Origin of the sequence: Shimazuella alba (assembly GCF_009831235.1) — a bacterium.
GTDB lineage: Bacteria > Bacillota > Bacilli > Thermoactinomycetales > Thermoactinomycetaceae > Shimazuella > Shimazuella alba.
This window is the reverse complement of record NZ_WUUL01000002.1, coordinates 276,085-293,922: the sequence shown is the minus strand read 5'-3', so window position 1 is coordinate 293,922 and position 17,838 is coordinate 276,085. Positions and strand designations below refer to the sequence as shown.

At 37.8% G+C, this 17,838-nt stretch carries 19 protein-coding genes; 12 read left to right on the top strand and 7 right to left on the bottom strand.

Features of this window, described 5'->3' with window-relative positions:
* Positions 1 to 38: 38 nt before the first annotated feature.
* Entirely contained in the window at positions 39 to 455 is a 417-nt protein-coding gene (locus GSM42_RS04280; protein WP_160800302.1) for a thiol-disulfide oxidoreductase DCC family protein, read from the top strand.
* A gap of 40 nt (positions 456 to 495) precedes the next feature.
* Here the strand turns inward: GSM42_RS04280 and GSM42_RS21120 are convergent, their stop codons facing one another.
* A complete protein-coding gene (locus GSM42_RS21120) occupies positions 496 to 1,467 on the bottom strand; it encodes a CPBP family glutamic-type intramembrane protease (protein ID WP_160800301.1) in 972 nt (323 codons plus the stop codon).
* Between the two features lie 100 nt (positions 1,468 to 1,567).
* On the opposite strand from GSM42_RS21120, the gene prfA reads away from it, so the two are divergent.
* The 7 genes from prfA to GSM42_RS04240 all read left to right on the top strand — a co-directional run bounded on the left by prfA (position 1,568) and on the right by GSM42_RS04240 (position 7,173).
* On the top strand, positions 1,568 to 2,635 hold the full coding sequence (gene prfA, locus GSM42_RS04270; RefSeq protein WP_160800300.1) for a peptide chain release factor 1: 1,068 nt from the start codon (positions 1,568 to 1,570) through the stop codon (positions 2,633 to 2,635).
* Positions 2,625 to 3,500: a peptide chain release factor N(5)-glutamine methyltransferase gene (gene prmC, locus GSM42_RS04265; protein ID WP_160800299.1), complete on the top strand. Its 876-nt coding sequence runs from the start codon at positions 2,625 to 2,627 to the stop codon at positions 3,498 to 3,500. Before prfA ends, prmC begins: the two co-directional genes overlap by 11 nt.
* Before the next feature lie 314 nt (positions 3,501 to 3,814).
* Positions 3,815 to 4,111, top strand: coding sequence for a Fic family protein (locus GSM42_RS04260; protein WP_160800466.1), 297 nt, complete (start codon positions 3,815 to 3,817; stop codon positions 4,109 to 4,111).
* A 9-nt stretch (positions 4,112 to 4,120) separates the two neighbouring features.
* Positions 4,121 to 4,297 (top strand): hypothetical protein, encoded by a 177-nt coding sequence (locus tag GSM42_RS04255; RefSeq protein ID WP_160800298.1) that lies wholly within the window; start codon positions 4,121 to 4,123, stop codon positions 4,295 to 4,297.
* A gap of 142 nt (positions 4,298 to 4,439) precedes the next feature.
* The gene (locus tag GSM42_RS04250; protein WP_160800297.1) at positions 4,440 to 5,681 is read left to right on the top strand and encodes an LOG family protein; all 1,242 of its coding nucleotides are present in this window, start codon (positions 4,440 to 4,442) and stop codon (positions 5,679 to 5,681) included.
* 422 nt (positions 5,682 to 6,103) lie between these two features.
* Positions 6,104 to 6,307, top strand: a complete 204-nt coding sequence (locus GSM42_RS04245) for a zinc ribbon domain-containing protein (protein WP_160800296.1) — start codon at positions 6,104 to 6,106, stop codon at positions 6,305 to 6,307.
* 410 nt (positions 6,308 to 6,717) lie between these two features.
* The gene (locus GSM42_RS04240; RefSeq protein WP_160800295.1) at positions 6,718 to 7,173 is read left to right on the top strand and encodes a hypothetical protein; all 456 of its coding nucleotides are present in this window, start codon (positions 6,718 to 6,720) and stop codon (positions 7,171 to 7,173) included.
* A gap of 432 nt (positions 7,174 to 7,605) precedes the next feature.
* Here the strand turns inward: GSM42_RS04240 and GSM42_RS04235 are convergent, their stop codons facing one another.
* From GSM42_RS04235 to GSM42_RS04215, 5 genes are all read right to left on the bottom strand, one after another.
* Positions 7,606 to 8,373 carry a hypothetical protein gene (locus tag GSM42_RS04235; protein ID WP_160800294.1) on the bottom strand — a complete coding sequence of 256 codons (768 nt, stop codon included), beginning with the start codon at positions 8,371 to 8,373 and terminating at the stop codon, positions 7,606 to 7,608.
* Positions 8,374 to 8,671: 298 nt separating this feature from the next.
* Positions 8,672 to 11,782 carry an efflux RND transporter permease subunit gene (locus tag GSM42_RS04230; protein WP_160800293.1) on the bottom strand — a complete coding sequence of 1,037 codons (3,111 nt, stop codon included), beginning with the start codon at positions 11,780 to 11,782 and terminating at the stop codon, positions 8,672 to 8,674.
* 153 nt (positions 11,783 to 11,935) lie between these two features.
* Positions 11,936 to 13,285 carry a sensor histidine kinase gene (locus GSM42_RS04225; RefSeq protein ID WP_160800292.1) on the bottom strand — a complete coding sequence of 450 codons (1,350 nt, stop codon included), beginning with the start codon at positions 13,283 to 13,285 and terminating at the stop codon, positions 11,936 to 11,938.
* Positions 13,282 to 13,956 carry a response regulator transcription factor gene (locus GSM42_RS04220; RefSeq protein WP_160800291.1) on the bottom strand — a complete coding sequence of 225 codons (675 nt, stop codon included), beginning with the start codon at positions 13,954 to 13,956 and terminating at the stop codon, positions 13,282 to 13,284. Before GSM42_RS04220 ends, GSM42_RS04225 begins: the two co-directional genes overlap by 4 nt.
* Before the next feature lie 115 nt (positions 13,957 to 14,071).
* Positions 14,072 to 14,593, bottom strand: a complete 522-nt coding sequence (locus GSM42_RS04215) for a superoxide dismutase family protein (protein ID WP_160800290.1) — start codon at positions 14,591 to 14,593, stop codon at positions 14,072 to 14,074.
* Positions 14,594 to 14,706: 113 nt separating this feature from the next.
* On the opposite strand from GSM42_RS04215, the gene spoIIR reads away from it, so the two are divergent.
* Both spoIIR and GSM42_RS04205 read left to right on the top strand, forming a co-directional pair.
* Positions 14,707 to 15,342, top strand: a complete 636-nt coding sequence (gene spoIIR, locus GSM42_RS04210; protein ID WP_160800289.1) for a stage II sporulation protein R — start codon at positions 14,707 to 14,709, stop codon at positions 15,340 to 15,342.
* Positions 15,343 to 15,356: 14 nt separating this feature from the next.
* Positions 15,357 to 15,614 carry a hypothetical protein gene (locus GSM42_RS04205; RefSeq protein ID WP_160800288.1) on the top strand — a complete coding sequence of 86 codons (258 nt, stop codon included), beginning with the start codon at positions 15,357 to 15,359 and terminating at the stop codon, positions 15,612 to 15,614.
* A gap of 291 nt (positions 15,615 to 15,905) precedes the next feature.
* Here GSM42_RS04205 and GSM42_RS04200 read toward each other — a convergent pair whose 3' ends face one another.
* Positions 15,906 to 16,391, bottom strand: coding sequence for a winged helix-turn-helix transcriptional regulator (locus GSM42_RS04200; protein WP_160800287.1), 486 nt, complete (start codon positions 16,389 to 16,391; stop codon positions 15,906 to 15,908).
* 270 nt (positions 16,392 to 16,661) lie between these two features.
* Here GSM42_RS04200 and GSM42_RS04195 point away from each other — a divergent pair, with 270 nt between their 5' ends.
* Together GSM42_RS04195 and GSM42_RS04190 are read left to right on the top strand one after the other, a co-directional pair.
* The gene (locus GSM42_RS04195) at positions 16,662 to 17,078 is read left to right on the top strand and encodes a VOC family protein (RefSeq protein WP_160800286.1); all 417 of its coding nucleotides are present in this window, start codon (positions 16,662 to 16,664) and stop codon (positions 17,076 to 17,078) included.
* Positions 17,079 to 17,165: 87 nt separating this feature from the next.
* On the top strand, positions 17,166 to 17,804 hold the full coding sequence (locus tag GSM42_RS04190) for a DUF998 domain-containing protein (protein WP_160800285.1): 639 nt from the start codon (positions 17,166 to 17,168) through the stop codon (positions 17,802 to 17,804).
* Positions 17,805 to 17,838 lie beyond the last annotated feature (34 nt).

Genomic DNA, 17,838 nt, shown 5'->3' with positions numbered 1-17,838 from the left:
AAAACAACTAATGTAGAAAAACAAAGGGGATGACAGTCATGTCAACCGATACCAAAATAGATACTTCTGGTACATATGTTTTATTTGATGGTGTTTGCAATGTATGTAACTACTGGGTTCAGTTTATCATTAAGAGAGATCCAAAAGCTCAGTTTCGATTTGCTTCTCTCCAATCCGAAGAAGCTCAATTACTATTACAAGCCCATGAACAAAAAGTCACACTTGACTCTATTGTGTTACTTCAAGATGGAAAAGTCTATACTGAATCAACAGCAATCTTGCAAATCTTTAAAAAGTTGACAGGGATGTGGAAATTATTATCGGTGTTCCAGATTGTCCCGAAATTTATACGTGATAGCCTTTATCGCTGGTTTGCAAAAAATCGTTATCGGTGGTTTGGTCAACAAGAAAGTTGTATGATTCCAACACCAGAAGTACGCCAGCGTTTTTTATAAATAATATTGATAAAAAAGTTGCTCTTGGCAGAGCAACTTTTTAAGTGAATTGAGAACCGATCAAAGCCAATAGACCTAATATGATGTTATAACTTGCGTGAGTGATCATCGTTAAAGTAGTACTATATCGTTGACGAAGGATTCCTAAAGAAATCGCAAGGACAAATACGATTAGCGTCGCAACACTTAGTCCATAGTTGGCATGTACAAGGGTAAATAGAATACTCGTGTAAATGAGCCCAAACCGTGGGAGGATCGCTCCTCGGAAAATCAGCTCTTCACCCAATGCGGCTGCTAAACCCAATGTTAAAATGCCCGGGATCGTGCTAAACAAGGGGCCTAATTCTTGATCTGTTACCTTATCCACATTGGGATCAATCCCAATCCCAATAATGGATGCTAATTGCTCCAATATCACATTTATCACTACAAATCCCATCGCAATAGCGATACCTGTAATGAATAGGCGAGCGGTAGGGCGAACTAGACCAAGTCGTGCGAATGTTTCTTTGGTGTTCCTTTTTTGTAACCACCCAACACCAGCAAGCGCAATTAATGCAAGTAATATGTCTTGTGTCCATAGAGTAGAGATCGTTGTACCTTGACTTGCTTCTTCGATCAGCTCTTCTAGGGAGAAAGCCGTTAAAATATAGACATGAAACACTAAAAAAGTGAGACTGAGGGATACAGTATGTACAGAGTTATCAGGATCTATCGAGATCGAGCGGCTGATCAACCTCCGTATTGGTGGGATGAAGATCAGTAGCGCAGCAATCGATACAATCGCCAGTGCAACAGATTGGAGGGTTTCTTTCTCTCCAAATTGATCTATTACCAAAAAAGCTGGGAAATTGTAAATAGCTACAAATGCGTAACCTATGATAATAATTGTATAAATTATCCTTATGATCCACTCATAAAGGATCGGATGATTTGTTCTGTGCTTCACTCCAAACTGAAGGAAAAGGAAAAGAAGCAAAAATGGAGCAAGTTGCAATATGATTTCAAACACGAAGATGTCTCCTTCAAAGGTAGATTTGTACATCCTTTCTTCTCTGTTATAGATATGTTACAATCAATTGACTTATGGTTAAAAAATGGGAGTGAGAAATATGCTAGATCGACTCCAGTCCATTCATCAACGATATGAAGAACTGAGTACATTATTATGTGATCCAGATGTGATAAATAACCCAGATAAATTGCGTACCTATTCCAAAGAACAGCGTAGCTTAGAAGATCAAAATAACGCCTACTTGGAGTATAAACAAGTAATCGAAGGGCTGCAAGAAGCGAAGTCTATGTTAGAAGAAAAGCTTGATGATGAAATGCGAGAACTGGTGAAAGCAGAACTAGATGAATTATCCGAGCGAAAAGAGCAATTAGAAGAAGAAATTAAAATTTTATTGTTGCCGAAAGATCCAAACGATGACAAAAACGTAATTGTGGAAGTTCGTGGTGCAGCGGGTGGAGATGAGGCTGCTCTTTTTGCAGCTTCTTTATATAGGATGTATGGGCGTTATGCAGAGCGCCATGGCTGGAAGATTGAGGTTTTAGAAGCTAATTCCACTGGTTTAGGTGGGATGAAGGAAGTCGTGTTTTCCATCCAAGGGCAGGGAGCATATAGTCGTTTAAAATACGAAAGCGGCGCACATCGAGTGCAACGTGTCCCCTCAACAGAATCTGGCGGTCGTATTCACACCTCAACGGCAACTGTTGCCGTTCTTCCAGAAGCAGAAGATGTAGAGATCGAAATTCATGAAAAAGATTTGCGTATTGATACATTTTGTTCAAGTGGACCTGGTGGACAGAGTGTAAATACAACCAAATCTGCAGTTCGTATTACGCATATGCCAACAGGTATTGTAGTATCTTGCCAAGACGAAAAATCTCAGATCAGCAACAAAGATAAAGCGATGCGTGTATTGCGTGCTCGTCTTTATGATATGAAGCAACAAGAAGAGATGGCCAAATATGCAGATGCAAGAAAATCTGCCGTCGGTACAGGAGATCGTAGTGAACGGATTCGTACCTACAACTTCCCGCAAAGTCGCGTGACTGACCATCGGATCGGACTTACTCTCCACAAACTAGACATGATTTTAGATGGTGATCTGGAAGAAGTCATTGATGCTTTGATTTTACATGAGCAAACGGAGCAATTAAAACATGCACAATAAAACCATCCGGGAAGCCTTTCAACAGGCTTCCTCTTTTTTAAAACAAAATGGAATTGAAGACACATTATTTGAAGCGGAGTGGATGCTGCGAGAGCTACTCGCAGTTGATCGAACCTCTTTCTTTCTGATGTGGGACGAGCGATTGACGGAGGAGCAAATAGGCAAATATGAAAAATGGGTAAATCGAAGAGCTGCTCATGAGCCATTGCAACATATTTTTGGTAAGGCAGAGTTTTATGGTCGCTCTTTTCGGGTTACACCAGATGTTCTAATCCCGCGTCCAGAGACAGAGCTCTTGATTGAACAAGTTATTCATTTAGCAGACGATTTGTTTGAGAAAAAACCTATTAAATTAGTGGATGTGGGCACTGGGAGTGGTTGTATTCCGATTACCTTCCAATTGGAACGAAGTGATTGGTCGATCTCCACCATTGACCTATCTGCAGATGCGCTCGCTATTGCCAAACAAAATGCAGCTTCCCATAAAGTCGCAGATAAAATTTCCTTTCATCAAGGATCTTATTTGGAGCCAGTACGACAGCAAGCTGTACAAGTTATTGTTTCCAATCCTCCCTATATACCATCTGAGGCCGTTCTTCATTTGGATGATGAGGTTAAAAAATATGAGCCCCATCTAGCATTGGATGGAGGCAAAGATGGCCTGACTCCTTATCGGGAAATAACGAAACAAATCGCAAGTCTGCCACCTGTTTTGAAAAGGTTGATTGCATTTGAAATTGGAGAAGAGCAAGGGAAAGAGGTTGCTGATCTAGTGAAACAGATACCAGCTTGCAGTTGGGTAGAGGTTCGTCAAGATATGAATGATCGGGACCGTTATGTAGTGGGTTTGATGGAGTTTGATTAAGTGTAAGAAATAGAAAGACAGATGTGAATTACCTTCATAGTCACGGAAATCAGGGAGCAAAAGGGGTTAAAAACATGTTTACCAAAGTCGACTTGATGAGGGATCAGTTACAAGCGTTACGACAAAAAAATCAAATCCATCCGGTGAAAGTAGCATCCGGGAAAAGTTTATCGTAGATTGGACTTATCATTCAAATGCGATAGAGGGAAATAGTTTTTCGTAGATGGAGACAAGAGTAGTATTAGAAAGCGGGATGACAGTTAGTGGAAAACCACTCAAAGATCACCTAGAAGCAATAAGATCATAAAGAAGCTATCCTGTATCTGGAACAACTTGCACAAACAGAAGTAAAATTAAGTGAGACGAATATCAAACATATTCATGCCATCGTACTTGGGCGTATTCGCCCGACAGATGCAAGGCGTTACCGTAGTGTACCCGTTATTGTTGGCGACCATATACCACCACAGCCATGGGAAGTTCCAATACAAATGGAACAACTCATACAAAAATATCAAGGAGAGTGGAATGTCCTTCATCCTCTCACAAAAGCTGCTTACCTGCATTGTGATTTTGTACGTATTCACCCATTCATTGATGGAAATGGATGAATAGCTAGATTGATTATCAACTTCGAGTTAATGAAACAGGGCTATCCTCCTGTGATTTTACCTGTTGAGGAACGAGTTACCTACTATGAAGCATTGCAAAAGTATGATGATACACGGAATCCTGATGATTTTTTAATGCTATTTACTAGATTAGCTGAAAAATCATTAGCTTTTTATCTTTCATGAGGTCTTGCTAATTTTCCCCCTAAACAACCTCTAATATGGTTGAACTAAAATGAAAATGCATAAAAGTGGGATAAAAAACCGGAGAATAAAAGGTGAACTTTATCTCGTAATAGTTCAACAGTCATATGGAGGGTTGTTTGGGATGAATGAAATAGAGTTATATGGAACACTTTTTTTTGATCCAAGTACCAATCGGTGGGCAGGCTCTGGTACAGGTTGGTGGATTGAAAAAACGGACAAAAATAAAGTGAAAATCGCATTTGAGGAGCCGATCACATTTGATCCTCGTCAACCTTCTAAAACGAAGAGTTATAATCTGTCTACCAGCAATATGAATCAAAATGGAATGCTGCACACGTATCAAGTGAATGAAAATGGGTTTATTTTAGAATGGAGCAATTATACAGAGGATACTTGTATTGCTTCTTTTCGCGTTGTAGGGAACAAAGTCTGCTTTGTGCCTAACGATCGAAACCTTCATGCGCAAGAAAGTGTAGCAGATATTTATGCAGCAGAATTGCTATTTAACTACGAAGCAAAATACGGAGTAGTGACAGCAATGGGTTCTGGAACGATTTCTTGCAGTGATCTTGCTGAGGAAAAATTAGGTATACTAGGTACGCATATAGATGAAGTGAAGTCAGCGATAGTGGAGGAAAATGATCCGTTTTCCAAAAAGCTGCTACAAGATCGTCTGCATAAAACAAAACTGCGAATGGATCGTCATCAAAAGATTATCGAAAGAAGTGCAAAATATTGGGATTCTGCCTTAGAGTTTGGTCGTTTGTGGGGGCACTATTCTGCAAATGAACAGGAGAAGGAGCTTGGAGGTTGCTATATTCCTCTATGTACGGGCGGTGGACCAGGGATTATGCAGGCTGCAGCACAAGGTGCAAGAGAAGAAAATGCCCATGTTATTGGGATTGATTGCCAGTTTGGAGTAGATAATTTTTTTAATCTAAAGGATACATACTCCGTCCATTCCAATCAGCGATTGCGATTGAACAATTTTTCCATTCGAGAGAGTGTGCTCATCAACTATTCTCATGTTATTTTGTTTTGGCCGGGCGGGTTTGGAACAGTTTGGGAAGTGTTTGAGACGTTATCAAAGATTCAAACCAATCATTTGCGCAAACATCGAGTGAAAGCAATTTTTGTGCACCAGCAGTATTGGGAACCGCTGTTTCGTCTTATCGATCACCTGCGTGAACACGGAGCGATTAACAGCTATGGCGATCGCGTTAAAATCCCTGGTGTAGATGATCAGTTACCGGATGAAGCATACATTGCAGAAGTAGTTGATGATCCTGTTGAAGCGTTTGAAAAAACAAGAGCGTATGTTGAAGATTTGTATCATAAAAATCAATTGACTCTAAAAGATTAATATGCAACAAGGGGACGGGTCTGCTCTCCATGTAGTAGGTTAGTCAATCCCTTCATAAACACCGTTGTTTCGTCTTAGCACAATGTGGTTTTTGCTTGCTTCGGAAAATGTCCGCTCTTTCCTTACAGGAACAATCCTTTGAAATAATTCTGGAATAAGAAGAATAAGACATGTTTCTTATTTCCATATCCCTTGTTCTTATCCCAAAACAGGTAGAGGTGGTTCCGTGAGGAACTTGACCTACCCAACACACTCCGAAAAAAGTTTCTTAGTTTGTAGGGCGTGAGTAACCACACGGCTTAGGTTGACAGGTATGCGAAAACTAAGTCATACATACCGAAGACTTACAAGTAAAAAAACATGGTCAAAAATCATAACCTAGCAAAATCGATCACAGATGTTTCTGGGTCGAGTTTGTTTCGATGTTGGAATACAAAGCGAAAGAGTATGGAAGGAAATTGGTGAAAGTAGGAAAATCCTTTCCCTCCAGTCAGCTTTGTTCGGGTTGTGGTCATCCAAACAAAGAAGTGAAACAGCTACAGCTGCGAGTATGGACATGCCCAATTTCAGGGAACACCATGACCGAGATATCAACGCAGCCAAGAACATTTTTTGCAAGAAGGTAGAAGATTACTTGCCGTGGGTCTCACGGTTTAAGCTTGGTAAACTTCCTTGGAGTACCAAGGACGATTTTAGCCGTGTGGAGTTTTCAAAGTAGAATCAAACATAGCTAGAAAATAAACTTTTTATGGAAGAATTTATGAATATAGTATATTGTTTAATTGAATTATATGAATTCTTTCGTTATAATAAGTTAATAAATTGTATTCATAAAACAATCGAAACCTCTACTAACAACATACTTACATACGTAGATAGCAAATAAATTCATTGATTCCTAGTTAAGAAGCTTAAAGATTGGTTAGCTTGAAGGCAAGAATAGGTTTTGTTGAAATTAGAGTAGGTAAGACAACAAGAATCTTTCTTATCAACCCATAACGAGGGACATCAGTCCCATGGAAAGGAAATGAATGCTATGTATAAGACGATCACTTTTTTTAGAAACATCGAAGAAGAGAAATTCAGAAAACTATATCTAGAAGAGCTTCTACCTTTATTCTACAACTTGCCTGGTTTCATTTGTACTGATGTAACTTCTGTATCTTCTGTAATGGAAGGGGAATTGGGTAAAATCCAGTATATAATTGAAGCACATTTTGAAACACAGGAAATCATGAATGAAGTATTGGCCTCCCGAGAAATTGGAGGAATGATGCAAACAGCACTACAAGAATCAGGTGGAGACATATTTTTCTATACTGGTCAAACTGCCCGGATTTATTCAGATAATGCAAAAAAGAAATACAACAAAAATGATAGTCATGGATCGGTATTAGATGACTATTCAAATGACAAACTCATAAGTTATGAGTATGACAATGAAGAACATAAAAAGGAAAGCATTACATATCTAAAAAACAAACTTAGCTAGAAAGATATTTTGTAATTCATAAATATAAATATTTATGAATTACAAAAGTATTTCGAAAAATAGTACTTTGGTTACACTAAAAGATATGAGTAGACACGCATGAAGATCGTCATGGGAAAAAATCAAGGACATCTCCTAAAACTCAAAAATGGAAGAGGACATCCCGAAGTCGATAGAAGACAAACGTTGAACGGAATTATCTATAAATGGAAAGCTTTTTGAATCTGGAGTTAGTTATGAAGAGACTATAATTGAGAATTTTTGAAATTCTATATAGGAGCTTTGTTCCTGCCGAAAACGGAGACGAAAAGTCGGGAAGACGCTCAGTTTATGATTTTGCAAAATGTTTAGCGAGACTTTTATTTATAAAACAAACACCTTCCTCAATCATTGAAAAAGGTGTTTTTCACTTTTTCCTTGTCTCCTATTCATTTATTGAGAGACAGGAGTTTTTGCTTGTGATATAACTTCGATTGGTATCGTTATGGGAGCACTGTAAGGGACTAAATCCAAATCAACAGATCTGATTCTTTTGCCATCTAATGACTCATAATGAAAAGTGTATTTTTTTGGTTCAAATGTATTTGCATCAACCGTTAACTCCGTTTTTCGTGTTTTGATTTGTTTTTTTGATGCGATAAATTCAGATTCTGTCATTTTAGGGTCTTTAAAGATTAAATAATCAATTGTAAGAACATATACATAGTCTTTTTTGGTAACTGTAATTCCTGGTAACTCTTCTTTTGTACCGAGATTTTCTAGGAAAAATGCTACATTGTTTGTAAATAAAACACTTACCAATACTTTTCCATCTTTGTTAGCGCCTTTTACCCATTGACCATCTTTTTTCATATATATGCTTTGTTTATCATAATAATATTCATTATTTTTTGAATTAGTAAAGTGGGCAACTTGAGGGTTCAGTTGTTCTTCACCGGTTTCGGTGTTGTTATTGGTGGTAGTATTATTTTTTTCAATCGTAATTCGCGAAAATTTGTACCCTGAAATGGCGGATATTTTCTTTTGTGTTTCTTTTAAAAGCTGTAGGGGGGTCACTTCTTCCTCTTGCTGGAATGTTTGTTCTGTCTGAGTTTGTTTGGAGGTGTTTTTTGTTTCGGTATTAGTATTGGATTTAGTACATGCTGTGGTAAATATAAGAACAAGTGCGAAAAGAGAAAGAACAATTCCTAAACGTTTCATCGTATCACCATGTCTTTCATAATATAATGCCATGCTAATAGAAAAATAATGAATAACATAATATTTTATTATATACCAAATTACCTTATAAGTAAATCGATGTAAATTCATATCTTTATATGAATAGATTCATTTAAGTTTATTCACCTTAATGATTATGGGTTTGTTTAACGAAATAAAAAGAATCTTTCCGAAAGTATGGAGATTGAAGGGTTCCAAAAATACAAATAATAATACGAGAGTTTATAAAAACACCCTCCTCAGCTTTTGTATCGAGGAAGGTGTTTGTTTATTTTGGTTAGACTTCTACCAATTCTCTTTCTTTTTTCTTCGGATCATCCTCCTTCTCTTCCTTCCGATCTGTTACTGAATCAACAGGCTCGATCTTTCGATACTTTCCTACAAGTGAATAAAGTACTGGTACGAAGAACAGGGTAAGAAGTGTTGAAGTTGTCAATCCACCGATGACAGTGATCGCTAAACCTTGTGAAATAAGTAAACTAGAATCAGTAGATAAGGCTAACGGTACCAGTGCAAAAATGGTAGCCAGTGCTGTCATTAAGATTGGACGCAGACGTGTTTTTGCAGCATCGAGGAGGGCTTGGTTTAATTCCAAACCTGATTTCCGTTTAGTCTCTACTCGGTCCAACAGCACAATTGCATTGGTAACCACAATTCCAACTAACATCAGTAGTCCTATCATCACACTCATCGATACCGCTTGTCCGGTAATCAATAATCCTGCAATCGCTCCGATCGGAACGAATAAGAGAGAGGATAAGATGACTAATGGTGTGAGTAAGCCGCCATAGGTGAGACTCAAGATGACAAATACCAATCCGATGGCAATGACGATGGAAATACCTAAACTAGTAAGCCCTTCCGTAATATCTTCATTTCCTCCACCTATTTGTACAGTGATTCCGCTTGGAAGCGACAATGCATCAATATCTTGCTTGATTTCATCTGTTACTTCTAATGTATTATCCCCTTTGACGAGAGCACTGACTGTGGTGTAAGTCTCTCCATTTTCATGAAGAATGGATGCGGGGACATTATTTGATTTTACAGTTGCGATCTCAGCTAATGTTTTTTCACCCTTAGCTGTTTGGATTTTAATTGCCTTTAATTTCGCTTCAGTTGAAACTTTATCGTTATATTCAAGCACAAGGCTTTGATCTAATCCGTCTAATTCATAGGTTCCTACCTCTAAAGGTTGGAGATGTTCATGGACTGTTTGCATCATTTGCCCAGGAGTTACACCTAATTCTTTTCCTTTTTGATTTAAGGTGATATCCCATGCTTTAAGTGTCTCTTGGCTGTTATTGGAGATGTTTTTTAAGTCCTTGTTTTGATTTAGTAGATCTTCTACTTGATTCGCTGCTGTTGCTAGATTTTTTAGATTTTCTCCATACAATTTAATGTTGACATCGTTACCTGATCCAGGACCAGCCTGTACTTCTTGTTCGGATACTTTTACTTTTGCTTTTGGATACTGATCATGACTGATTTTCGTCATCTCTTTTTCTACTTTTGACAGAGCATCATCGCTGGATATGTCTTCTTTCAGTTCGAGAGAGAAGCTTATCTTTTGTTGATTTGTTTCTACGATTTGCAGCATATTGGATATTCCAATGGTAACTTGTCTTTTGTCAAAAAGATTCATTTCTTTTAATTTGTTTTCTAGCTTCTTCGAGAGTTCTTCTGTGGCTTCAAGGGTAGTGCCGGCAGGCAAGGTCACCTCAGTTGTAATGATATCAGCATCTCCTGCTGGTAAGAATGAAAATCCTAAACGCGGAATCATCGCAAGAGAACCGACCAATAGGAAAAGAGAGGCAATGATAACCAACATTTTTTGGCGAAGCGCCCCATTTAGCAATTTTCCATAGAGACGAGAAAGTCTAGTATCCTCTGAATGATGGGGAACTTTTTTAAAGAACGAAGCTCCAAGTAGTGGAATCAAGGTAATCGCAACCAACAAAGATACTAGGATCGAAATAGCTACTGTCAAGGCGAATGGACGGAAAATTTCTCCGATCATGCCCGTGACAAAAACGAGTGGAAGAAAGACTGCTATTGTAACAAAAGTCGAAGATGCGACAGCAGTTCCAACTTCTTTGGTTGCGTGTATGATAATTTGCTTATGTGATAAGGTATCACCTTTTTGTTGCTTCCAACGGAAAATATTTTCAATTACAACGATGCTGTCATCGACAATCCGCCCAACGGCTACTGCCATTCCGCCAAGGGTCATGATGTTCAATGTATATCCCATTGGTTCCATAAGAGTTAGCGTAACTAGGATGGAGATCGGGATGGAGACAAGAGCAATGATGGTTGCTCGGATATTGCGTAAAAAGAGCGCGATAATCAGTACAACAAAGATAGCTCCATATAGTGCTTCTTTAATCAAACTGTTGATCGATTTTTCTGTTTCTTCGCCTTGATCCGCAATCGGATGGATTTTAAAGGCGACATTTTGCTGGTACTTTTCTAGTACATCTCGTGTTGATTTAGAGACATCTGTTGTGTTTGCATCTTGGTCTTTTGTAACTTCGATTTGAAAGGCACTTTCTCCATTCACTTTGCTGATTTCTGTTTGTTCGGAGATGGTTTTAATTTCGGCAATATCACCAAGTTTGACAGGAGATATGGATGCAGCTAATTGTGGATTTGCTCCTATTGCCGAATTGATAATAGGAATATTTTTTAAATCTGCTACTTTTTGAATGTCTCCAACTAATCGAACAGCAATCGTATTGTCTTTTGTTTCTGCAGAACCAGCAGGTAAAGCATACTCTTGGTTTTGGATGGATTGTTGAATCGTACTGAGATTTAACCCTTTTGCTTGAGCTTCCTTAAGATTTACTGAGATTTCGACAGTCGAAGTTTTGGTTCCTTTTACTGTTACTTCATTGATGCCTTTTGTTTTTTCTAACTCAGGGATGATCTTATCCTCTAGTTCTTTTTGTAAATCCGCTTCGTATTTTGTGGAAAGAGAGGCAGAATAAATCGGCAAATCATCTAGATTGATACGCTTGATTTGGAACTCTGCTTTCTCTGGTAATTTAAGTTTGGAGAAATTATTATTTAGCTCTTGTTCTTTTTTATCCAGATCTGTTCCAAAAGGATACAAGATTTGAATACTTGTTATATTATCACTTGATGTGCTTGTAAGAGTTTCATAATCATTCTGTTGCTTGATAGTATCTTCCAATGGTTTTGTTAACTTTTTCTCTATATCTTCGGCACTAGCCCCTGGCTGATTCGCTTGTACCGTAAGTACAGGAGCACTTACATCTGGAATCGTTTCTAGTTTCAGATTTCCTGTAACCAGCACGCCTGATACAATCACAATAATGGCGAGCAGGATGATCACAATGCTGTTTTTCAAACTCCATTTTGTCACGCGAGGGCTCCTCCTTTATTTTGCTGCTATAAAGGTAATCGCCCAACATGAACACAGTATGAACAAAGCGCTATATTTTCGACAAAATAGTGAATGGTAAAAACAACCTTTTATAATGCAATGTTTTTTTATACAAATACAAATTTGTAGTACCTACTTTTTTGGTATGGCCACAGTAAATGTCGTTGTTTTTTCTACTTCACTAGCTACTCTTATCTGCCCATCGTGTAATTCCACTATCTTTTTAGCAATCGATAAGCCCAGACCATTTCCAGATTTTATTCGATTTCGTGCAGGGTCTCCCGTATAAAAACGGTCAAAGATATGTTGTTGTGCTTCTTTTGAGATTCCGATACCTGTATCGGTAATATCCACGATCACTTTTTGGTCTTGCTCAGTGAGCTTTACCTGTATACTTCCTTCTTCAGGTGTGAATTTAATACTGTTACTCAAGAGGTTTAACCATACTTGATTTAGTTGATCTTGATCAGCAACAATATTTATTTTTTCTAGTCTTACGTTCATCTTTAGTCGTTTTTTGGACCATTGTGGTTCTAAAAAGGCAACCAATTTTCGAATTTGCTCATCTAATCGATAAGATTCTGGATGAAAGGGATGATGGTTAGATTCAAGAGAAGCCAATTTTAATAAGTTTTCACTTAAACGAGATAGACGTTCTGTCTCTTGCTGAATGATATCTAGAAATGTATTTCGCTCTTCAGATGATATAGCTTTGTCCTTTAACATCTCGGAGTATCCGCGAATGGAAGTAAGTGGCGATTGGATTTCATGGGATACATTGGATACAAAGTCTTTGCGCATTTGTTCTAACTCACTTAATTCTTTTGCCATCAAGTTAAAACTATCTGCTAAAATGCCTAGCTCATCCTTTCGTTTTACGTTCAAATGGATATCAAAGTTTCCTTGGGATAATTTTTTGGTTGCCGATGTCATTACCTGCAAAGGTCTGACTAAATAACGAGATGCGATTAAGATCAATATACTCCCAATGATAAATGACATAGTGAGCACAGTATTAATAATTTCATCTAATTTTTCCAGAAAGGGAGCACCCCGAAAGGTTAAAAAAAGTGCATAATGTTGGCCGTTGATTTGAAAGGGAAGTCCTACCATTTGAGAAGATCGGACTTTGTTTTTTTCAAGGTGAGTTCCTCCTTTTATTACGTGATTGATGGTGTTTTTTGTAAACGGTTTATCTACTTTTGATTTAGAACCAAAAAACTTTTCTTTTCCCTTTTCCGTAAATAACCAAAAGTTGTAATTGAGCCGTGAAATGCTTTTTAAATATGAATCCATATTCGTACTAGGATTTTGTTGATACAGTGTGATAATTTCTTTCCCCTGCTGGATTAGGGCTTGCTGAATTTGTGTTTCTACTTCTTCGCGGTACAGGAGAGTATTAATGAATAAAGAGATAATAAGACTGATAAGCACTATGCCAATAAACGTGATAACCAAACGAAAATATAAGGTGCGAATCATTTTGACACGTCCAATCTATAGCCAATACCTCGGACAGTTGTGATTTGAAAGGCATTTGTCTGAGTATCAAATCGTTTTCGCAGACGCTTAATATGGACATCGACTGTTCGTTCGTCACCAGCAAAATCGAGTCCCCAAATTCGCTCGATTAATTGCGTTCTTGTAAAAATTTGTGCTGGGTAACTAGCAAGTTGGAAAAGGAGTTCAAATTCTTTTGGAGGTAGTTTTATTGTTTCGTTTTCTATACTTACGGTATAACTATTCGCATCAATAGTAGTATCGCCAAATTGCACCAAGTTGCTTGATGTCATACGGGCACGGCGAAGCAATGCTTTTACTCGTGCTGCTAATTCTAATGGATCAAAGGGTTTGGTGATATAGTCATCTGCTCCGATTTCCAAGCCTTTGATCCTTTGATCTGTTTCCCGTTTAGCGGTGACCATCAAAATTGGTGTATCTCGATGTTTTCGAATTTCCCTGCATATTTCCCAACCATCTTTCTCCGGCAGCATAATATCTAATACCACTAGATCTATCGATTGGGAGTTGACGATGGTTAGAGCGTGATTGCCATTATCAGACTCCACTACTTCAAAGCCTTTCTTTTTTAAGTAGAAAGCAATCATTTTACGAATATGCAAATCATCTTCTACGATGAGAATATGTATCATAATCTTTCCTCACAGCTGTTTTTTGGGCAAGAGTACCATGTTTGATAGAAGAGATCAAACCAAATAACTCCCTGATTATAAACAATCAGAGGGAGTCGTTTGGTTTTGTTTTTAGTTATTTTACAACACCACATACTATTCTACTTCCTGCGTTACCAGCTGGATTTGATTTCTCATCATCTGGTTTCTCATGGATAACAAACGCTGTACCACCTGTTTGGAAAAGGGAGTTTTTCTGTCCTTTTTCCAGTGTTACACCAGCAATAGTTTTCGTTAAAGTGAACGTTCCATCCGATTTTACTGTGATATTTCCTAAGTCACCTGCATGACTCCCTTTTGGGTTAAGATGTCCATGTTCTTTATCAGTTGGGTTGAAATGTGGACCTGCTGATTTAAAATCTGGGGCAGTACATTTTCCAACAGTGTGGATATGAAAAGCATGAGCACCAACTGGTAAATTTTTCACATTCATTTTCATATGTACTCCGTCTTGGCTTTCAGTTAGTTGTATCGTCCCAACGTTCATTCCTTTAGAATCCATCATTTGTGCAACTGCTTCTTTCGATTTAGCTGCATCCGAGCAACCAACAAGTGTTGTGCTTGCAACAAAGATAGCAAGCAGTAAAGAATATTTCATAGCAATTTTCCTCCTTGATAGGCAGATAACGAAAGTATAACAAAATTTTCCGAATCATAACACGACTAAACTTTCTTTCACTTGTCCATACTGAATAGGGAGGAGGGAAAGACATGAAAAGGTTGGTTGCACTCATAACATTTTTCTTATCTATTTGGATGGTATCTAGTCAACATACTGAAGGAATGAGTATTCCAAGTATTCCAGATGAAGCTGTGAGACTTCGTATTCTCGCTAATAGCGATTCGGTACAAGATCAGTGGTTGAAACGTCAAGTTCGAAATGAAATCGTAAATGAAATGGGCACATGGGTACATAAGCCAAAATCCATTATCGAAGCTCGGAAAATGATTCAAAAGCATCTTCCTGAATTTCAACAATTAGCCAAAGAAACAATTAGAAAATATGGCTATTCTTATTCTGTTCATGTGCAATTTGGAAAAGTTCCTTTTCCAACAAAGCTATATGGCAATCAAGTATATGCTGCTGGAAATTATGAAGCTTTACTCGTAACGATTGGTTCGGGACAAGGTGGTAATTGGTGGTGTGTCTTGTTTCCTCCCCTTTGTTTTGTTGATATGGGGAAGTCAGAAGCATTTCCGAAAGAAGATAAAGGTGCTGTCTTATCAACAAAAATAGAACCACAGCGTAAAGTATATGCAGACCCAAGTAAACAACAAAAAGAAACAAAAGCGAATCATTTGGAAGTACGTTTTCTACTGTTAGATAAAGTAAAAAAGCTATTCTAGATTATGAGAGCTTGTTGCATTATTCCATACAACCAGATGGAACCGATGAGAAATGCGGGTTCAATCTGGAAATTAATTGCATATCTTGTTTGGTTAGTTGGTTTCGCTTGGATATCACAAGTAGTAACCTCATTCGTTGGGATCGAAACCCGAATACAGGTCATGATTTTGGGGAGGATCAAGAGAAGAATCTTATCGTTGCTCAGCAAACAATCCTGCATAATAAAGAACATCCTTCTGCTATTATTTTACCAATTATTACAAGAAGTTAATTGGTTGTGAAGGATAACAATCTTAGCTGATCTATCCATGAATTAGATATCCTGAACCACTGATCCGTTGAGTCGTGCACATCAAATAATAAAAATAAAGATATATAACACAAGAAAAAGTCAATTTTCCTTTCATTCTGGCGAAGAGGAAATTGGCTTTTTCTTAGCGTAGAATTTTTACAAAATGTTGGGCGATATCCCTTTAGGATGATCATTTTTATGTACCAGTACTTTTTCTGTTTTTGGATAATAAGAGAATACTCAAAATCAGTTCGATGTTGTTAGCAGTGGCTAGATTTTGTCATGAGAATTTAGTTGACTTATAACACTGTTAGAACCAGAAAAAATCGATCCTCCATTCTTCACTGTTTCATGAATCAGTTTATACACCTTTTCCCGATCTGTACGCAAGGCACTAAACCAAATTTCTGATGCATCTGTCTGTGGTGTAATGGTTTCAGGATCATGCTTTGCTCCCCATCCAGCTAGGGTAAGGATGATAGGGATGAGATCCAGTCCTTTTTCGGTTAACTCATAAACTTCTTTTCTTTTCAAGAATGGATGTGTTTTTTTTACGAGTATCCCTTTTTGTTGGAGTTGTAGAAGGCGATTGGCAAGTATATTCGATGAAATTTTTTCTTCAGAAGATAGAAATTCTGCATATGTTTTTTTTCCGTAGTAAACAATGTCTCGAACAATCAGTAAGGACCAAGGATCCCCAAATGATTCTAAAGAGAAATTAATGGGACAATGGGATTTAATGTCATTACGTTTCATAAAAAAAATATATCAAATTTGCATAATAAGAGCAACAAAAATCTAACTATTCAGATATACTTGCATTATAAAAGTTATATTGCTATATTAAATATAGATTTTTGATAGGTTTTATTATTTCGGTAAATAAAAATTAAAGAAGAAAGGGAAGAAATAATACCGCAATTGATAAGAAACCTTAAGAAATGAAATAAGTTAGAATGAAAATATCAAAGCGAAACTACAAAACTACTAAAGAAAAATAGCAAAGGAAAAAAGGGGATACGTACAATGATACTAAGGATTCATCCTTATATTGTGACAGATGGTCGTGGAAAAGAGGCAGTTGAATTTTATCAAAAAGCAGTGGATGCACAAGTGCTTCAAGTGCAAACATTTGGAGATGTGCCAGCAAATCCAGATTTTCCTACACCAGATGAGATGAAAAATCGTGTTATCAATGCTCATTTAAAAGTAGGAGACACTGACCTTATGATTTCTGATACGTTTACAGGTCAACCTCTTCTCATAGGAGATCAAGTTACTATTTCCATAGCTACCAATAATGTAGAGAAAACAAGAGAAGTGTTTAATAAACTGAAAGTAGAAGGTCAAGTCATCTGTGAATTGGAAGCAACGTTTTGGAGCTCGTTATACGGTCAAGTAAAAGACCAATTCGGAGTCACATGGCAAATTACTACTTTGTAACTCCTTCCTAACTCAAATGTTCTATCTAAGATTTGTAGTTCTGCACAAATAAAATATTAACTTTAGGAACAGAAGGGATGGAATAGGATGAATAAGAAAACGAATATAAGAAGGTTATTTTTGATCGGTGGAGTCATTTCTGCTCCACTGTTCTACCTAATAGTCATAGCTCAAGTGTTTACACGCACAGGGTTTGATATCAGACGACATGCTATCAGCAGCTTAGAATTAGGTGATTTGGGATGGATTCAGAGTACTAATTTCATTGTTACGGGATTGCTTGCAGTGTTCGCGGCTATTGGAGTAAGAGGCTTATTAAAAGGAAGCAAAGGGGGAACATGGGGTGCATTGCTCATCGGAATTTATGGAGTTGGAATGATGATGGCAGGTCTATTTCCACCAGATCCCGGTCTTGGTTTTCCTTCTGGTGCTCCCGAAGGTATGCCAAAATCCATGAGTGTACATGCAGCATTACATTCTGTCGCTTTCTTTCTGGCTTTTCTCTGTTTGATTGCAGCAACCATTGTTTTCGCAAGTAGATTTTCTTCCTTAGGTGAGCATAGATGGAGAGCTTATTGTATTGCGACGGCTATCATCGCTCCATTGCTGATTATTTTGGGTATGGTGTTTAGTAGTTGGGTTGGAGTGATCATGGGTTGCTCTGGAATTGTTGCATTTGGATGGGTTTCGGCTCTTGCCAACCGATTACGAGTTGAAGCCTCTTGAGATGTTTAGGTTGAGAGTCAAATTGCTATCCTAT